At 62.8% G+C, this 16,177-nt stretch carries 13 protein-coding genes and 2 pseudogenes; 5 read left to right on the plus strand and 10 right to left on the minus strand.

The annotated features are described in order from the left end of the window. Window positions 1–28: 28 nt before the first annotated feature. The 9 genes from AC3FOF_RS26105 to AC3FOF_RS26145 all read right to left on the minus strand — a co-directional run bounded on the left by AC3FOF_RS26105 (window position 29) and on the right by AC3FOF_RS26145 (window position 8,922). Entirely contained in the window at window positions 29–787 is a 759-nt protein-coding gene (locus AC3FOF_RS26105; RefSeq protein WP_488728254.1) for an SDR family NAD(P)-dependent oxidoreductase, read from the minus strand. Beyond that, window positions 784–1,776, minus strand: coding sequence for a branched-chain amino acid ABC transporter permease (locus AC3FOF_RS26110; RefSeq protein ID WP_488728255.1), 993 nt, complete (start codon window positions 1,774–1,776; stop codon window positions 784–786). Before AC3FOF_RS26110 ends, AC3FOF_RS26105 begins: the two co-directional genes overlap by 4 nt. Before the next feature lie 10 nt (window positions 1,777–1,786). Then, a complete protein-coding gene (locus AC3FOF_RS26115) occupies window positions 1,787–2,668 on the minus strand; it encodes a branched-chain amino acid ABC transporter permease (RefSeq protein WP_017231176.1) in 882 nt (293 codons plus the stop codon). 61 nt (window positions 2,669–2,729) lie between these two features. Continuing rightward, a complete protein-coding gene (locus AC3FOF_RS26120; RefSeq protein ID WP_017231175.1) occupies window positions 2,730–3,422 on the minus strand; it encodes an ABC transporter ATP-binding protein in 693 nt (230 codons plus the stop codon). A gap of 64 nt (window positions 3,423–3,486) precedes the next feature. Beyond that, window positions 3,487–4,248 (minus strand): ABC transporter ATP-binding protein, encoded by a 762-nt coding sequence (locus tag AC3FOF_RS26125; RefSeq protein WP_017231174.1) that lies wholly within the window; start codon window positions 4,246–4,248, stop codon window positions 3,487–3,489. Between the two features lie 30 nt (window positions 4,249–4,278). Next, window positions 4,279–5,031 (minus strand): SDR family NAD(P)-dependent oxidoreductase, encoded by a 753-nt coding sequence (locus AC3FOF_RS26130; protein ID WP_488728256.1) that lies wholly within the window; start codon window positions 5,029–5,031, stop codon window positions 4,279–4,281. Between the two features lie 20 nt (window positions 5,032–5,051). Continuing rightward, on the minus strand, window positions 5,052–5,930 hold the full coding sequence (locus AC3FOF_RS26135) for an SMP-30/gluconolactonase/LRE family protein (RefSeq protein WP_488728257.1): 879 nt from the start codon (window positions 5,928–5,930) through the stop codon (window positions 5,052–5,054). Between the two features lie 12 nt (window positions 5,931–5,942). Further along, complete coding sequence (locus AC3FOF_RS26140; RefSeq protein WP_017231172.1) at window positions 5,943–7,163, minus strand: ABC transporter substrate-binding protein; 1,221 nt, start codon at window positions 7,161–7,163, stop codon at window positions 5,943–5,945. Window positions 7,164–7,287: 124 nt separating this feature from the next. Further along, window positions 7,288–8,922 (minus strand): long-chain fatty acid--CoA ligase, encoded by a 1,635-nt coding sequence (locus tag AC3FOF_RS26145; RefSeq protein ID WP_488728258.1) that lies wholly within the window; start codon window positions 8,920–8,922, stop codon window positions 7,288–7,290. Between the two features lie 1,144 nt (window positions 8,923–10,066). Between AC3FOF_RS26145 and AC3FOF_RS26150 the strand changes: the two are divergent. The 5 genes and pseudogenes from AC3FOF_RS26150 to AC3FOF_RS26170 all read left to right on the plus strand — a co-directional run. Further along, window positions 10,067–10,937, plus strand: a pseudogene (locus tag AC3FOF_RS26150) (IS5 family transposase); the annotation flags it as partial. A 367-nt stretch (window positions 10,938–11,304) separates the two neighbouring features. After that, window positions 11,305–12,294: an MBL fold metallo-hydrolase gene (locus AC3FOF_RS26155; protein WP_488728259.1), complete on the plus strand. Its 990-nt coding sequence runs from the start codon at window positions 11,305–11,307 to the stop codon at window positions 12,292–12,294. 680 nt (window positions 12,295–12,974) lie between these two features. Continuing rightward, window positions 12,975–14,570, plus strand: a complete 1,596-nt coding sequence (locus AC3FOF_RS26160) for a PAS domain-containing hybrid sensor histidine kinase/response regulator (RefSeq protein WP_035818871.1) — start codon at window positions 12,975–12,977, stop codon at window positions 14,568–14,570. 18 nt (window positions 14,571–14,588) lie between these two features. Further along, window positions 14,589–15,773, plus strand: coding sequence for an adenylate/guanylate cyclase domain-containing protein (locus AC3FOF_RS26165; RefSeq protein WP_017231165.1), 1,185 nt, complete (start codon window positions 14,589–14,591; stop codon window positions 15,771–15,773). Next, a pseudogene (locus AC3FOF_RS26170) lies at window positions 15,772–15,987 on the plus strand (ISKra4-like element ISBusp5 family transposase); the annotation flags it as partial. The gene AC3FOF_RS26165 and the pseudogene AC3FOF_RS26170, both read left to right, overlap by 2 nt. Here AC3FOF_RS26170 and AC3FOF_RS26175 read toward each other — a convergent pair. Further along, window positions 15,974–16,177: a hypothetical protein gene (locus tag AC3FOF_RS26175; protein WP_488728292.1), complete on the minus strand. Its 204-nt coding sequence runs from the start codon at window positions 16,175–16,177 to the stop codon at window positions 15,974–15,976. The pseudogene AC3FOF_RS26170 and the gene AC3FOF_RS26175 overlap by 14 nt on opposite strands.

The following is a 16,177-nucleotide window of genomic DNA, read 5'->3' on the forward strand; positions in this document are numbered from 1 at the left end:
GCCGGACGAGCGCCCCGGCCGTCTCGCGTCAGACAGCCAGGTAGCCGCCGTCCACCGGCAACGTCACGCCATTGACATAGCTGGCCATGTCAGAAGCGAGGAACACCGCCGGCCGGGCGATTTCCTCGGCGTTGCCGAGACGCCCGGCGGGTATGCGCGCCATGAAGCGCTCCAGTCGCGCGGCATCGGCGCGGGTTGTGTCGGTCATCGGCGTGACGATAACGCCCGGCGCGATGACGTTGACACGAATGCCGCTTGCCGCCAGGTCGGCCACCATCGACTGCGACAGCAGGCGCACCGCCGCCTTCGAGGCCGAATAGCCGACCGCGTTGGGCTGCCCGTGGAACGATGCCCCGGAGGAGATGTTGACGATATTGCCGCGCGTCCGCCGCAACGCGGGCAGCCAGGCGTGCACGACGTTGAAGACGCCGATGACATTGACGTCCATCACCTTGCGCATGGCCGCATGGGCATGCGGGCTGTCCATGCCCTCGCGCAGGATGACACCCGCGTTGTTGACCACGATGTCCACCGGCCCGATCTCCTGCCCCACCCGCGCGGCCAACCGCACAGCCGCCTCGGCGTCGGTCACGTCGAGCGCGTACACCCAGCCATGGCCGCCGGCCCCCCGCACCTGCGCCAGCGTGTCCGCGCAAGCCTCTGCCTCACGATCCGTGATGACGACTCGCGCGCCTTCTCGCGCATATGCCACCGCAATGGCCCTGCCGATACCGCTCGCCGCGCCGGTCACCAGGGCCAGCTTCCCCTGCAGCAGGCCCGCCATCATGCTTCTCCAGCCGACGCACGGCCGGGCACCGCAGCCGTGGCAGGCGCCGAGCCGGCGCCTCTGCGTCGCGCCCGCTCGCCGAGGAACGCCCGGATCTGGCCGACGATGCCATTACGGAACAGCATCACCACCACCACGAACACCGCCCCCTGGATAATCAGCACCCACTCCGCCGCGGACGCCAGGAAGTGCTCCATGGAGACGATGACCGCCGCGCCGACCACGGGTCCCAGCAGCGTCTGCAGGCCGCCGACGATGCAGATCAGCAACGCCTCGCCGGAGGTGGTCCAGCTCACATCCGCCAGCGTGGCCAGTTGCAAAGCAATGACCTTGGTGGCGCCAGCCAGCCCGGCGAGCGCGGCTGACAAGGTAAAGGCGACCAGCTTGTAGCGATTGACCTGGTAACCCAGCGACAGCGCCCGGGGCTCGTTGTCGCGGATCGACTTGAGCACTTGCCCGAATGGCGAGTAAACCGTGCGGTAAACCAGCCAGAAGCCGAAGCTGACGATCACCAGCGTCACGTAGTACATGGCCAGGTTGTCCTCGGTCGGGATCACACCGAGGAACATTGGCCGCGGCACGGATTGCAGCCCGTCTTCGCCGCCCGTGAACGGCACTCGCAGCGCCACGAAGTACATGAGCTGAGCAAACGCCAGCGTGATCATCGAGAACGCGATGCCCTGGCGGCGGATCGCCAGCAGGCCGGTGAGAAAGCCGAGGCAGGCCGCCACGGCCACGCCGGCCAGCAGCCCGACCATGCCGTCCACGCCGTACGCCTTGAGCATGTAGCCGGTGACGTAGCTGGCCGCGCCGTAGAACATCGCGTGGCCGAAAGACAGCAGGCCCGCATAACCGATCAGCAGGTTCAGCGACGCGGCCAGCAGCGCGAAGCACATCAGCTTGATGAGAAAGAGCGGGTAGAGCGCGAAGGGCGCCAGGCACAGCAGCGCCACGCCCGCGATCAGCAGGATTCGGTGCAGGAGGGTCATCGGGATCGTCCTAGTCGTTGCGGCCGAACAGGCCGTTGGGGCGGAAGGCAAGCGTGAGAATCATCACCAGGAAGATGACGATGCTGGCGCCCTCAGGATAGAAAAGCTTCGTCAGGCCCTCGATCACGCCGAGCCCGAAGCCGGCGACGATGGAGCCGAGGATCGAGCCCATGCCGCCGATCACCACCACCGCGAACACCACGATGATCAGGTTGGAGCCCATGAGCGGGCTGACCTGGTAGATCGGCGCGGCCATCACTCCGCCGAAGCCCGCCAAGCCGACGCCGAGGCCATACGTCAGCATCAGCATGCGCGGCACGTTGACGCCGAAGCTGCGCACCAGCATGGCGTTCTCGTTGGCCGCACGCAGATACGAGCCGAGCCTGGTGCGTTCGATGAAGAACCAGGTGCCCACACAAACCCCGAGCGCGACGCCGATCACCCACACCCGGTACCACGGCACATAGGTCATCGACAGGTCCAGCCCGCCTTCGAGCGGATTGGGATACGGCTGCCCGCTGACACCGAACTTCAGGCGGAACAGTCCTTCCATCAGCAGCGCCACACCGAAGGTCAGCAGCAGCGCGTAGACGTGGTCCACATGGTAGAGGTGGCGCAGGAACACGCGTTCGAGCAGCACGCCGAAGGCCGCCACCACCAGCGGCACCAGAACCAGCGCCCAGCCATAGCCGAGACCCAGGTACTCGGACAGGCCCCAGGCCACGAAGGCCCCCATCATGTACTGCGCGCCGTGGGCGAAGTTCACCACGCGCAACAGCCCGAAGATGATGGAAAGCCCGAGGCTCATCAGGGCATAGAACGCGCCGTTTATCAGCCCAATGACCACCTGCCCCATGAAGGCAGCCACTGAAACGCCAAATATCGTATCCATCAGTCTTGTCTCCCGTGCGGGGCTCCTGGTCCCCTTTACTTGTTGCCTCGGCCCATGTGCTTCACAGACCGAGCAGCCCCTCGATGCGCTCCCGGTTTGATGCGATGTCGGCCCGCCAGAACCGGTCCGCTACGACGCCCTCCTCGATCACGTAGAAGCGATCCGCCAGTTCCGACGCGAAGCGGAAGTTCTGCTCCACCATCAGCACCGTGAAGCCGCGCCCGCGCAGCATGCGGATGGTCTGTCCGATCTTGTCGACGATCACCGGCGCCAGGCCCTCGGTGCACTCGTCCAGCAGCAGCAGCTTGGCGCCGGTGCGCAGGATGCGGGCGATCGCCAGCATCTGCTGCTCGCCGCCCGACAATCGGGTGCCCGGACTGCGGCGACGCACCTGCAGGTTGGGGAACAGTTCGTAGATTTCCGCAATGCTCAATCCGCCCGGATGCAGCACCGGCGGCAGCGCCAGGTTTTCCTCGGTCGTCAGGCTGGCGAAGATGCCGCGCTCCTCGGGGCAATACGCCACACCGAGGCGGGCGATGGCCTCGGGCGGCAGGCCGGCGGTCGCCCGCCCTTGCACCTCGATCGTGCCGCCGCGCTTGCGCAGCATGCCCATGATCGCGCGCAGGGTGGTAGTCTTGCCGGCACCGTTGCGCCCGAGCAGGCAGACGATCTCGCCTTCCCGCACCTCCAGGCTGATGTCGTGAAGCGCCTGGGTTTCGCCGTAGTGGCCGGTCAGGTGCGACACGCGCAGCATGGCCCGGGGCGCGGATGCGGGAATCGGTTGCGCGATGGATTGCGGAATTGATTCTGTCAGGACCTTAGCCACGGGCACCTCCCACATAGGCGTCGATCACGCGCGGATCGACCGATACCTCGTCATAGCTGCCCTCGGCCAGGATCTGGCCCGACTGCAGCACCGTCACCCGGTCGCACAGTTCCGCGATGACCTTCATGTTGTGCTCCACCATCAACACCGTGCGGCCCTTTGCCACGCGCCGGATCAGTTCCACGACCGGCCCGATATCCTCGTGCCCGAGCCCGGCCATGGGTTCGTCCAGCAGGATCAGTTCCGGCTCCAGCGCGATGGTGGTCGCCAGTTCCAGCACGCGCTTGCGTCCATAGGACAGATCCGACGCCGGCACCTCGGCCCACTTGCCGAGACCCACCATGTCGAGCAGTTCTCGCGCCCGTCCGTCGAGCAACCCGAGCACCTGCTGGCTGCGCCAGAACGCGTAATTCCAGCGCGTCTTGCGCTGCAGCGCCACACGCACGTTCTCGAGCACCGTCATGTGCTGGAACACGGCGGAAATCTGGAACGAGCGGACCAGGCCGCTGTCGGCCACGGTGGCCGGGTCGCTGTTCTCGATGGCGCGGCCGTTGAAGCAGATCGAGCCGGCCGTCGGTTTGAGGAAGGTGGTCAGCAGGTTGAAGCAGGTCGTCTTGCCTGCACCATTGGGCCCGATCAGCGCATGGACCGAATGGCGCCAGACATTGAGATCGACGTCCTTGACCGCGTAGAAGCCCCGGAACTGCTTGCTCAGACCCCGGGTCTGGAGGATGTAGTCGGCGCTGGCGCTCACGCTATGCCTCGCTGTGGCTGGAGTTCCGTTTCAGAGGAAGGCATGCGTGACCCCGCCGTCGACCTTGATGCATTCGCCGGTGACCCAGCTACTCTGCGGGCTGGCCAGGTAGGCCACTGCCTCGGCGATGTCTTCCACCGTGCCCAGGCGGCGCATGGGAGTCTTGGCCAGCCGCACCTTCACCTTTTCCGGGTCCACGTTGATCTTCACGCCTTCAGTGGGCACGGACCCTGGCGCCACCGCATTGACGCGGATTCCGCGCGGACCGAGATCAGTGGCCGCCGAGCGGGTCAGCCCCAGCACCCCGGCCTTCACGCCGCAATAGATCATCGCTTCCGGCATGCCCAGGAACGCGGCGGCCGAGGCGATGTTGACGATGCTGCCGCCCGCCTCCATGTGCTCCGCGGCGGCCTGGATGCCCCAGATCACCGAATTGAAGCCGGTGCCAACCATGCGCTGCACCGCCTCCGGCGTGATCGCTTCGATCGGGCCATAGCGCACCCACATCGCATTGCTGACCATCACGTCCAGCCGGCCGAACTCCTCCTTCAGGCTTGCGGCGGCGTTGAAGACCGTATCGCGCTGCGCCACGTCGCCGCCGAACGCCACGGCCCGGAAGCCGGCATCACGCAGCGCCGCGGCGGCTTCCTCCGCTAGGTCGAGCTTGAGGTCGAGCACCCCCACAGTCGCGCCGCCGGCGGCGAGCCGTTCCACGATGGCGCGGCCGATGCCGCGCGCGCCGCCGGTCACCAGGGCCACGCGCCCTTCGAATGCTTGTGTCATCTGCTTGCTCCTGTGAATGGTCAAAGCCCGCGGTCGTCGAAACGCACTTCCGGCAGCCCGCGCACGCCGGTGCCACGGATGGCCAGCAGTGCGCCGCCGTCGGGGTGGTGGGTGAGCAGCATGTTCCCCGAGTCGCGGATGCTGGTGAGATAGATCGTGTCCAGGTCCTTGCCGCCGATGCAGGGACAGGTCACGTAGGGGACGGGACAATCGATCAGCCTGTCAAGGCGCCCGTCGGCATGGAAGCGGGCCAGTTGCGCCGTCTGGACCAGCGCGACCCACAGGCCGCCGTCGGCGTCGACGGTGGCACCGTCGGGCCCCGAGCGCAGCGGTTCGGTGTCGATGAAGACTTCGCGCTGGCCGAGCGCGCCGGTCGCGGTGTCGTATGGATAGCGCAGGATCTTCCGGGTCAGGCTGTCGGCAAAGTAGAGCCAGCGGCCGTCCGGACTGAAACAGGTGGTATTGGATATGCAGAAGCCCCGGTCCACCTCGCGCAGCGCATCTCCGCCCAACTGGTAGAGCGCGCCCAGCGGCTCATGGCGCCTCCTGACGAGCGAACCGACCACGAAGCGGCCGGCGCGGTCGGTCCGGCCGTCGTTGAGCCGCATCTCGTCAGCCGCGTGGCGCACGGGCGCGATCGGCGTCGTGGCGCCGGTGCGCAAATCCAGGCGCACGATGCCGTCCGCCAGCGCCACGAGCAGCCGGCCGCTCTCGCACAGGGCGATCGAGCCGATCTCCTGCGGCAACCTCCACTCGGCGGTCGTGCCACTTGCCTCGTGCAGGCGGCGCACCAGGCGGCGGCGCGAATCGATCCAGTAGAGGGACTGGTCGCGCGTATCCCACAGCGGGCACTCGCCCAGCAGATCGTGGCCGGTTGGAAGAATCTCGAATGTCGGCATGGCGGCGCGTCCTTACTTCCTGATGAAGTCGCAGCCGCCTTCCGACAGCGGCCGGAACGCCTCCTCGGCCGGAATCTGGCCCTTGATGCGATAGAGGTCGTTACGGTTCTTAGACTCGCCCGGCGCCTTGACCTGCACGACGTACACTGGCTGCATGACCCGGCCGTCCTCCCGGATCTTCACGCTCTTCATGCTGAAGTCGTTCATCGGCGTGGCCTTCATTTTGGTCACCACCGCCTTGCCCTCGTCGGTGCCGGTCGCCTGCACGGCCTTCAGGTAGTGCATGGTCGAACTGTAAGAGTTCGCCATGAGGTAGGTCGGCACCACGCCCTTGTTGCGCTCCATGAACCGCTTCGACCAGGCGCGGGTTTCATCGTTGAGGTCCCAGTAGAACGGCGCTGTGAACTGGAGCCCCTGCGCCACGTCTAGGCCGAGCGCCGTGATGTTGTTGATCGTCATGCCGAAAACCGTGACGACCTGGCCGTTCTTGCCCAGCCGGTATTCGGCGGCCTGCTTGAGCGCGTTGTTCAGGTCGGTGCCGGCATTGAGCAGCACGATGGCCTGCGCCTTGCTAGCCTGGGCCTGGAGCAGGTACGACGAGAAGTCTGTCGTGCCGAGCGGATGCCTGACCGCTCCCAGCACCTTGCCTCCGGAGGCCTCGATGAACTTTGTGGCCACTTCCTGCATGGACGTGCCGAAGGTGTAGTCCACCACGATGAAGTAGAACGTCTTGATGCCCTGCTTGATCAGGCTCTGCACGCCGGACTTGGTCAGGGCGTAGGTGTCGAACATCTGCTGCACGTTCATGGGCGAGCAGGCTTTGCCGGTCAGGTCCGCGCTCGTTGTGCCCGCCAGCAGGTACGGCTTGCCGTGCTGCCGCATCATGCTGCTGACGCTCAGCGCGATCGACGAGGCCGAGCCGCCCACGATGGCATCCACCTTCTCGCTCTCAATCCACTTGCGCGCGATGCTGGTGCCGACGTCGGGCTTGTTCTGGTCGTCGGCCACCACGACCTCGATCGGCTTGCCGTTGACCTTGCCGCCGAAGTCGTCCACCGCCATGCGCACGGCATTGACGGAGCCGGGACCACCGTTCCCGGAGAACGGGCCGGTCATATCCGCCATCACGCCGATGCGCACGACGTCATCCGAGATCTGGGCCTGTGCGGTGCCGACGAATGCCAGCGCCAGCAGCGCCGTGGCGCGCAGGGTGTTCTTGTGGTCGATCCTCATCGCTTGTCTCCTGTCATGGCTTGTTGTATTTGACGTAACCGGGGCGAGCGCCGCCCTCCGGCCGAGCGGCGCGGCGGGTCTCCGGTATATATTTGGGGGGTAGACTAGGCGCTCGCGTCGCCCGTCAGGCATGGTCGGTCCGTAACCGGTGCTGCCGGTACTGCTCGCGCAGCGCCGTCTTGAGCAGCTTGCCGGTGGCGGTGTGCGGCAGTTCGTCCACGAACACCACTTCGTCGGGCAGCCACCAGCGGGCCACGCGGTCCTGCATATAGGTCAGGATCTCCTCGCTGGTCGGCGCCTGGCCGCTCTTGGGCACGACGATCAGCAACGGCCGTTCCTGCCACTTGCTGTGCGCCACGCCGATGACCGCCGCCTCGCGCACTTTGGGATGGCCCACGGCGACGTTCTCGAGATCGATCGACGAAATCCATTCACCACCAGACTTGATGACGTCCTTGCTGCGGTCGGTAATCTGCACGTATCCGTCGGCATCGATATTGGCCACATCACCGGTGCCGAACCAGCCGTTGGCATCGAGCGCCGAGCCGGGTTCGTTGCCATAGTAGGCCGACAGCACCCAGGGGCCACGCACGCGCAAATCGCCCACGTGCTTGCCGTCGTGCGGCAGCGGTTTGTCGGCGCCGTCGAAGATCTCGAATTCCAGGCCGAAGATGGCTCGACCCTGGCGGCACTGCACGTCGAAGCGCGACGCCAGCGGCTGTTCCGCATGGTGCGGCAACAGGTTGGAGATCGTGGCCAGCGGGCTAGTTTCGGTCATGCCCCAGGCCTGGATCACAAAAACGCCCAACTCGCGCTCGAACCGCTCGATGATAGCGCGCGGCGCCGCCGAGCCGCCGATGACCACTCGTTGCAGAGCGATATCCCCGATGTTCAGCGAAGCGCGGTGCTGATCGATGTACTGGAAGAAGCCGAGCCACACAGTGGGCACGCCCATCGAGAACGTGCAGCCCTCGTCGCGCATCAATGCATAGAGCCGCTCGCCCGACACGCCCGAGCCGGGCAGCACCAGCTTGGCGCCGCACATGGCGGAGGCATAGGGCACGCACCAGGCGTTGACATGGAACATCGGAACGGCGAGCAGCACGCTGTCACGCGCGCAGAGGCCAAGGCCGTCGGCCGCGCACGCGGCAAATGCATGCAGGACCGTGGAGCGGTGGCTGTAGAGCACGCCCTTTGGATTGCCGGTCGTGCCGGATGTGTAGCACATAGAGGACGCGCTGTTTTCCTCCAGCGACGGCCATGCGAAGTCGTCGCCGCCCTGCTCCACCAGATCCTCGTAAGCGCACAAGCCCGGAAGCTCCAGCGCCGGCAACTGTTCGCCACGACACAGCGCCACATAGCGCTTGATGTGCGGCAGATCCGGCGCCAGCCTGACCACCAGGTCGGCGAAGTCCAGATCGAAGCACAAGGTCTCGCCGGCCGCGTGATTGACGACGTAGACGATCTGCTCCGGGAACAGGCGGGGGTTGACCGTGTGGAGCACCGCTCCCATGCCCGCCACGGCGTAGTACAACTCCAGGTGGCGATCGGTATTCCAGGCGAGCGTCACCACCCGGTCCGACGTGCCGACAGCGGCGCGCACCAATGCGCCGGCCAGCCGGCGGGCGCGACGCTCCACGGTGCGCCAGTTGCTGCGACGCTGCTCTCCACCATGCAGCCAGGACACTACCTCCACGTCGCCATGGTGAACGGCGGCGTGCCGTATCAATCCCGAAATCTGAAGCTGACTCGGCTGCATCAATCCCTGCAAGCTCATTCTCGTACCCCGTACGTTGCGCCACACCAGTCCTATCGCCCGTTTCCGAACGACCGACCGCGATCATTTTTACATGCCGGCCGGTAAGTAAAGCGGATACTAGCAGCCGTACCGCAATTAAACAATCGGCAGGTAAGATCGAAGCGCTAGGGGTTTTTACCGAGCCGGCCGGCGCGCAGTGAAGCACGCTGGCGGGCGACAGCGGCCCCGGCAAACGGGCGCCAGGCGTAGAACGAATCGCGGTAGGAATACCGGTTACCCGGTACCCACCGGGTCGCCGGGGCGGTCACCCGTCTCCCGGCCACCCACGGAACGTACCGTGCGGTTTTGATAATCAAAGCCCGATTCCACCTCTCTACGGCTACTCCGTTGAGCGACTGCGGGCGGCGTAGACTACCGGAAGGATGTCCTGCGTCCGTCCAGTCTCCTCAATGTTGTGCCTGATCCAGTGGTCCGCGCTCGCCTTCGAGAACAAGAAAGGACGGATAAGCGAGTTTATGAGCGGACCAAGGAGCGGTCGCCACACCGTTTCGACTGAGGAACTGATCGAGTCCGCTGCAGCCGAGGTGACTTCCCGGTGCACATAGGCATAAAGCTTTGACGAACCGCCGGTGAACGTCCAGCTCAGCCTGGAACCGGCGTCTCCACGCAGGGCGAGCGCCTCGTCCGGCCGCCAGCGTGAATGGCTCAAGCTATCACGCCTCCGGCTCATGGACGTCTCGCGACCAACCGGCATTCGAGCAGTGGGATCTGTTTTTCTGCTTCCGCAGCCTAGTACTTGGCGGAGAGCATCTTCGATTTTTTTAGCGCCGTCCCCACGACAGATGGTGCGTGCCTTCGGCTAGTCGTCGAGCCAGACGCCCTCCGACCTTGCCAGCCGCACCAAATGATGTAGACCACCCCCTGGGCTTCGTGAAAGCCCGAATCTCCCTGCCACGAGCAGTTCAAGAGCCCCGCGATCGGACCTGTAAGGGTGCAAGGCATCGCGGGCTCGACGGCGAGCTACCAGGCCAAAGGCCATCCCGCTCAGTATTTCCCCTAACAGGCCGCTGAAATACCTCGAGCGGACGTCAGCGCGACGACTGCCTGAAGCGTTGATTTGAGGATCCCATCCAACCCTACTTTCATGCGCGGCGCAGACACCTTCACCGAGAGTTTGTTCACTATGCGGAGGCTGGATGATTTCGTGCCGAAATCCCACCCGCTGCGCTCGATCCGCACCATGGCCAACCAGGCGCCGGTGAAGATGGACCGGTTGTTCGCGCAGATGTACGAGACCGATATCAAGGGTGGCCGGCCCAGCATCGCGCCGGAGAAGTTGCTGCGGGCCAAGCTGCTGCAGGTGCTCTACAGCATTCGCTCCGAACGTCAGCTCATGGAGCAGACGCACTACAACTTGCTGTTTCGCTGGTTCATCGGGCTGTCGATGGACGATCCAGTTTGGGTGCCCACCGTGTTCACCAAGAACCGCGAACGGCTGATCAAGCATGATGCGGTAATCGAGTTTCAACGAGGTGCTGGCCATCGCGCAGAAGAAGAACTGGCTGTCGGGTGAGCACTTCAGCGTGGACGGCACGCTGATACAGGCGTGGGCCGGCCACAAGAGCTTCGTGCGCAAGGATGGCGGCGACAAGGACGGCAACGACGGCGGCAACTTCAAGGGGCGCAAGCGCAGCAACGAGACGCACGAGTCCAAGACCGATCCCGATGCCAAGCTCTACCGCAAGGGCAAGACAGCCAGCGAGTTGCGCTACATGGGTCATACCCTGAGCGACAACCGCCATGGCCTGGTGGTGAGCGCCATGGTGACCAATGCGGACGGACACGCCGAGCGCGAGGCCGCAAAGGTCATGCTCAACGATACCAGGCAGGTGACGGAAGACCTGGATGTGGAAGTCACCGTGGGCGCGGACAAGGGCTATGACGCGCACGAGTTCATTGAGGCTTGCCTGGAGATGAAGGTGACGCCGCATGTGGCACAGAACACCCCGGGGCGGTGCTTTCAGCAGCGACCTAAGCGCTGTGACCTAAACGTCAGGCCGTTTTCAGACATCCGGATTTATGCGACAACGCCGTTTCAATACGACGGCAATTATTAATCCGAGCGGAGAAGGAAAATCATACAGAAAGATGCATTTTCCTTATTTTACGAAGGAAACGGCATCGGCAAAACGTGGTGACACTCCCAGCCTGATTGAGACAGAATGAGGTACAATCGCTATCTGCATCTGCTGGTAAGCATATTTCTATCCAGAAATGCTGCGTTACTAAAGAGCAAGAGGATTTTGTTAATTGTTTTGCATAATTTTTTAACTTTATCACTCAAAAAATATAATTAGTTAAAATCTAAAGAAGGATAGTATCGTGTTACTCAAGGCGGTTGACAGCTGTGAGGTTCTTGTTCTTCTCGACAATGTAAGTGATCTACTTTCCTCGGTTCCAAGACGTGTAACTGGAGAGGTTTCGAACATTGTGGGAGCCGGTGCATCCCAATTGGCTGGGCGGTGCCTATGTTGTGCGCAATGGGGTCTTTCCCTGGTGATTAAGACCACGCTTAACGGCAAAACGCATACGGTCCTGTTTGATAGCGGCCCGGAAGGCTACGCGATCAAACGAAACGGCGACAGGCTTGGTCTGCGCTTCGGAGATATTGACGCAGCGGTCTTCTCTCATGGTCACTGGGACCATGTCGGGGGAATGTTGACAGCGCTCCAGTTGATCACCGATGCAAATGGTGGCCACAAGGTCCCGGTACACGTGAATGATGGCATGTTCGTACCGCGAGCTGTGCATAAGCCGGGAGGAGATGGAGAGTTCCTCCCGTTCGACGACGTGCCATCTAAAGAGCAACTCTCAGCGGCCGGAGCCGAGATTGTCTCAAGCGATGACGCACGCACATTGCTTGATGGGCATTTCCATCTCAGTGGCGAGATTCCGCGACGAACGTCCTACGAGAACGGACTGCCTGGACATTTTGCGCAGGCGAACGACGGCGCCTGGCTACCGGATCCATTAATAAGAGATGAGCGATGGATGGCGGTAAACGTGGCGGGCCTTGGGGCGATTGTTTTTACCGCCTGTTCCCACGCTGGGGTCGTCAACGTGCTGCATCGCGCTCAGGAGGAGCTAGCGCCAGTACCGCTATGGGGCGTCATGGGAGGCTTCCATCTGAGTGGTTCAGCCAGCGAGACATTGATCCCGCAGACCATTGGTGATCTGGAGCAGTTCAATCTGAAATGCTTTGTGCCTGGCCATTGCACTGGCTGGCGTGCTGTCCACAGGCTCGTCGACGCATTCGGGGAGGAGAAAGTCGTGCCTTCTGCAGTGGGACAGAGGCACCTCTTTCAGGCTTGAAGGATGCCCCCGCGTTTGGCCACTCCCACCTGCGCGTCCATGGCTAGAGTGGCATGCCGCCTGCAGTTGCATCCGGCCGCCGCCGACCAGGTGCACGCCTGCCTGGAGACTACAGGACATGGAACTGCCCTTCGCCCCGCTCTTTTGCGCTTCCTCCCTTCGAAGGGAGGCCCAGCGTCGCGAAATGGTCAGACGCTTCTGGATCCGCTCGAGGATATCGTAGCAGGCCTTGTGAGCCACAAATGGCCGAGGCCTGCCTTGAGCAGGGGGTGGATCGTTCGATGCACCAGGCAAGGAAGACTGGTTCGGAGCCGGTGGGCCATCCCCACCGTGCTAGCGCACGCTTGTTGTGGTGTTTGAAATCCAGGCGATTAATTGCGTTTTGGCGCTAGTGCCACTGAATCATGGTTCGAGGGGCCGGGATGCGATCACCAAGGTTGAATGCCCGCATCCAACCCCGCGACGGTGGATGAAGCGCGCCTTCCTTCCATTTGATCAAAGACGTTGTGAAATGTGCCGATTTGCAGACATCACTGTGCGGCTAGCAAAATTGCTCACCAAAGGCGACGGCAGAGCATATCCTCCTCAAGAGTCCCTCGTTCAATCCGATTTGAGCCCCGTCCTGGGCAGTCTCTCCATCCTGGTATGAGGATGGTCCAGGCGGCTCCGGGTGGCAGATCATGCGCAAGCAACCCATGCACCGATCGGCAAGGCTGTCTTCCTCAGCCTCCCGCATTCGGGAGAGCGAACAGCACTTTAGATTGCTCGCCGACGGCATCCCTCATATCGTACTGACCGCCAAACCTGATGGCTGGATCGACTACTGCAACCAGCGATGGTCCACCTATACAGGACTTACTCTCGAGCAAACTCAAATCGGTGCGTGGCGAACGGTCATACATCCGGATGATATGCAAGGCACAAGCGACCGCTGGAGGAGCGCCGTTGCAAATGGATGCGAATATGAACTTGAATTTCGCTTGAAAAGAGCCGCCGATGGCGCCTATCGATGCCACCTTGCCCGCGGAGCGCCATTTAAAGACCTCGATGGAAATATCGTGAAGTGGTTTGCGACCTGCACTGACATCGAGGACCAAAAGCAGGCGCAGGCCGCGGCTGAACGCGCTAACCTCGCCAAATCAGACTTCCTTTCCAGCATGAGCCATGAGTTGCGTAGCCCCTTGAACGCGATCCTTGGCTTTGCGCAGTTGATGGCCTCGGATGCTCCGCCGCCTACGCCCTCGCAGCAGGCCAGCATCGACCAGATTCTGAAAGCCGGCTGGCATCTGCTGGAACTGATCAATGAGGTCCTTGATCTCGCGAAGATCGAAGCCGGGCAGGCGGCACTGTCGCCAGAGCCGGTATCCTTGGCTGAAGCCTTGCGAGAATGCCACTCCATGGTCGAGCAGCAGGCCTTGAAACGAGGGATTCGCATGCGCTTCCCGTTGCTTGATGTCCCCTGTTTTGTCCGCGCTGATCGCACCAGGCTTAAGCAGATCCTGCTCAACCTTCTATCCAACGCGATCAAATACAACCGTGACCAAGGAACGGTCGAGGTGCAATGCAGCGTAACCGGCGGGGACCGCATTCACATCAGCGTGCGCGATACCGGCGCAGGGCTGGCACCGGAACGGCTGGCGCAACTATTTCAGCCATTCAACCGGCTCGGGCAGGAAGCCGGCCCCGAGGAGGGCACAGGCATCGGTCTCGTGGTGGCCAAGCGACTGGCGGAGCTGATGGGGGGAACCATCGGCGCCGAAAGTACGGCTGGCGTGGGCAGCGTATTCTGGGTCGAACTGGTCGCTGCACGCCCTCCGGAAATGACAGGTGAGAGCGTCGAGCCAGCTGTACCGGCCAACGCACAATTAGAGAACCGCTCTTCAGTGCATACCCTGTTGTATGTCGAAGACAACCCCGCCAACCTGAAGCTGTTGGAGCAACTCATCGCTCGCCGGGCCGATATGCGCCTGCTGACCGCCGTGACCGGGGCTCTCGGCGTCGAGCTCGCGCGCGTTTCGTTGCCAGAAGTGATCGTGATGGATATCCATCTGCCCGACATCAACGGCGTCGAGGCGCTGAGACTCCTGCGCGAAAACCCGAGGACGGCGCACATTCCGGTCATCGCCCTCAGCGCAAATGCGATGCCACGCGACATCGAGAAGGGCATCAAAGCGGGATTCTTTCGTTACCTGACCAAGCCGATCAAGCTCAATGAATTCATGGAGGCACTGAGCGCAGTGTTGGAACTGACTGGAAAAGGGACTGTTCAGCGTTAACGAAGCAGAGCGCTCCGTATGATCAGCCCATCCGACATTCTTGCGGCAAGAATCCTGGTCGTCGACGATCTGGAGGCCAATGTCCTGTTGCTCGTGCAGATGCTGCGTGGGGCCGGCTACATTTGCGTCGCGTCAACAATGGATCCGCGTGCGGTTTGCGAGCTTCACAGCAAGAATCGCTACGATCTGATCCTGCTCGATCTCCAGATGCCAGGCATGGACGGATTCCAGGTCATGGAAGGCCTGAAGGAAGTCGAGGCAGACAGCTACCTTCCCGTCATCGTGATCACCGCCCAACCCGATCACAAGTTGCGTGCCCTGCAAGCCGGTGCGAAGGACTTCGTCAGCAAGCCCTTTGATCTGGCCGAAGTACTGATGCGGGTGCGCAACATGCTGGAAGTGCGTCTGCTGCACAGGGAATCGTTGCGGTACGGCAAAGCCCTCGAGCAGAAGGTGCGCGAAGTGGAAGCCAGCCGAGAGACGATCATTCGCCAGAGTGACGAGCTCAAGCGTCTTTATGAGAAGCTCGTTCACGAGCAAAAGGTGTCGGAACGACTGTTGCTCAACCTGCTGCCGTCCCCCATTGCTGAGCGCTTGAAGGCGCGCTCCGACCTCATCGCCGGCAGCCCTCCAGCAATCATCGCCGACAACTTCCTGGAAGTATCGGTGTTGTTCGCGGATATCGTTCAGTTCACCCGTTTTTCTGCCGGCATGAGCCCGGAGAGCCTGGTGGCAATACTAAATGAGATATTTGCCGACTTCGATAATATCGCCGACAGCCGCGGGCTCGAGAAGATCAAGACAATCGGCGACGCTTACATGGCGGCCGCCGGCCTGCCTGTCCCTGTGGCCGATCATGCCGTGCGTGCCGCGCATATGGCATTGGACATGATTGAGTCGCTGGCCCGCTTCAATGAACGCAGCGGCCACAGTTTGCAGTTGCGTATTGGCATCAACAGCGGTGCGGTAGTCGCCGGTGTTATCGGCAGGCGCAAGTTCATCTATGACCTGTGGGGCGACGCCGTCAATGTCGCAAGCCGGATGGAATCCCAAGGCGTGGCCGATCGCGTACAGGTGACGGAAGCTACCCGGCAGCGGCTCAGGGAACCGTTCGTGCTCGAGGAGCGCGGTACCATTGTGGCCAAAGGTCTCGGTGAGCTGCACACATGGTTCCTGATTGGCAGAAGCGGCCAGGCCCCCTAGGCGGGCTCGAAGCAATGACAAGGGAGCCGGCAAGGTCAATCGCACGGAAGCAGCCAAAGGATCATCGTCGCTAGCTGTCGTCGTTGCTGCATCAGGCCAGCCTGGCAGGCAACCACGGGCTTCTGCCGTGCCGCGCACCAAGCGATTGCAGGAGGAAATGACCAGGTTCTTGAAGGACAGCGGGTACGACGATCCCAATGCTACTCTGCCGTTGCGCCAGAGGCCTTCACCGCCTTCCCCCACTGTTCGCGCTCGCCGCGCATGAAGGTATCAAAGGCTGCTGGCCCCAGCGCGCCCGCCCGGCCGCCCAGCTGCTGCAGGCGCTGGGCGAAATCCTTGCGCACCAGGATGCCGGCCACCGACCGGTAGACAGCGAGCGCTTGGGAAGGAATTGCGTGCACCAT

The organism is Cupriavidus sp. 96C5-1, assembly GCF_057798855.1.

What these genes read in the sequence shown, in the direction of transcription:
- AC3FOF_RS26105 (WP_488728254.1), bottom strand. Translation starts at nt 787, where the DNA reads ATGATGGCGGGCCTGCTGCAGGGGAAGCTGGCCCTGGTGACCGGCGCG.
- AC3FOF_RS26110 (WP_488728255.1), bottom strand. Translation starts at nt 1,776, where the DNA reads ATGACCCTCCTGCACCGAATCCTGCTGATCGCGGGCGTGGCGCTGCTG.
- AC3FOF_RS26115 (WP_017231176.1), bottom strand. Translation starts at nt 2,668, where the DNA reads ATGGATACGATATTTGGCGTTTCAGTGGCTGCCTTCATGGGGCAGGTG.
- AC3FOF_RS26120 (WP_017231175.1), bottom strand. Translation starts at nt 3,422, where the DNA reads ATGCTGCGCGTGTCGCACCTGACCGGCCACTACGGCGAAACCCAGGCG.
- AC3FOF_RS26130 (WP_488728256.1), bottom strand. Translation starts at nt 5,031, where the DNA reads ATGACACAAGCATTCGAAGGGCGCGTGGCCCTGGTGACCGGCGGCGCG.
- AC3FOF_RS26135 (WP_488728257.1), bottom strand. Translation starts at nt 5,930, where the DNA reads ATGCCGACATTCGAGATTCTTCCAACCGGCCACGATCTGCTGGGCGAG.
- AC3FOF_RS26140 (WP_017231172.1), bottom strand. Translation starts at nt 7,163, where the DNA reads ATGAGGATCGACCACAAGAACACCCTGCGCGCCACGGCGCTGCTGGCG.
- AC3FOF_RS26145 (WP_488728258.1), bottom strand. Translation starts at nt 8,922, where the DNA reads ATGCAGCCGAGTCAGCTTCAGATTTCGGGATTGATACGGCACGCCGCC.
- AC3FOF_RS26160 (WP_035818871.1), top strand. Translation starts at nt 12,975, where the DNA reads ATGCGCAAGCAACCCATGCACCGATCGGCAAGGCTGTCTTCCTCAGCC.
- AC3FOF_RS26165 (WP_017231165.1), top strand. Translation starts at nt 14,589, where the DNA reads ATGATCAGCCCATCCGACATTCTTGCGGCAAGAATCCTGGTCGTCGAC.
- AC3FOF_RS26175 (WP_488728292.1), bottom strand. Translation starts at nt 16,177, where the DNA reads ATGGTGCACGCAATTCCTTCCCAAGCGCTCGCTGTCTACCGGTCGGTG.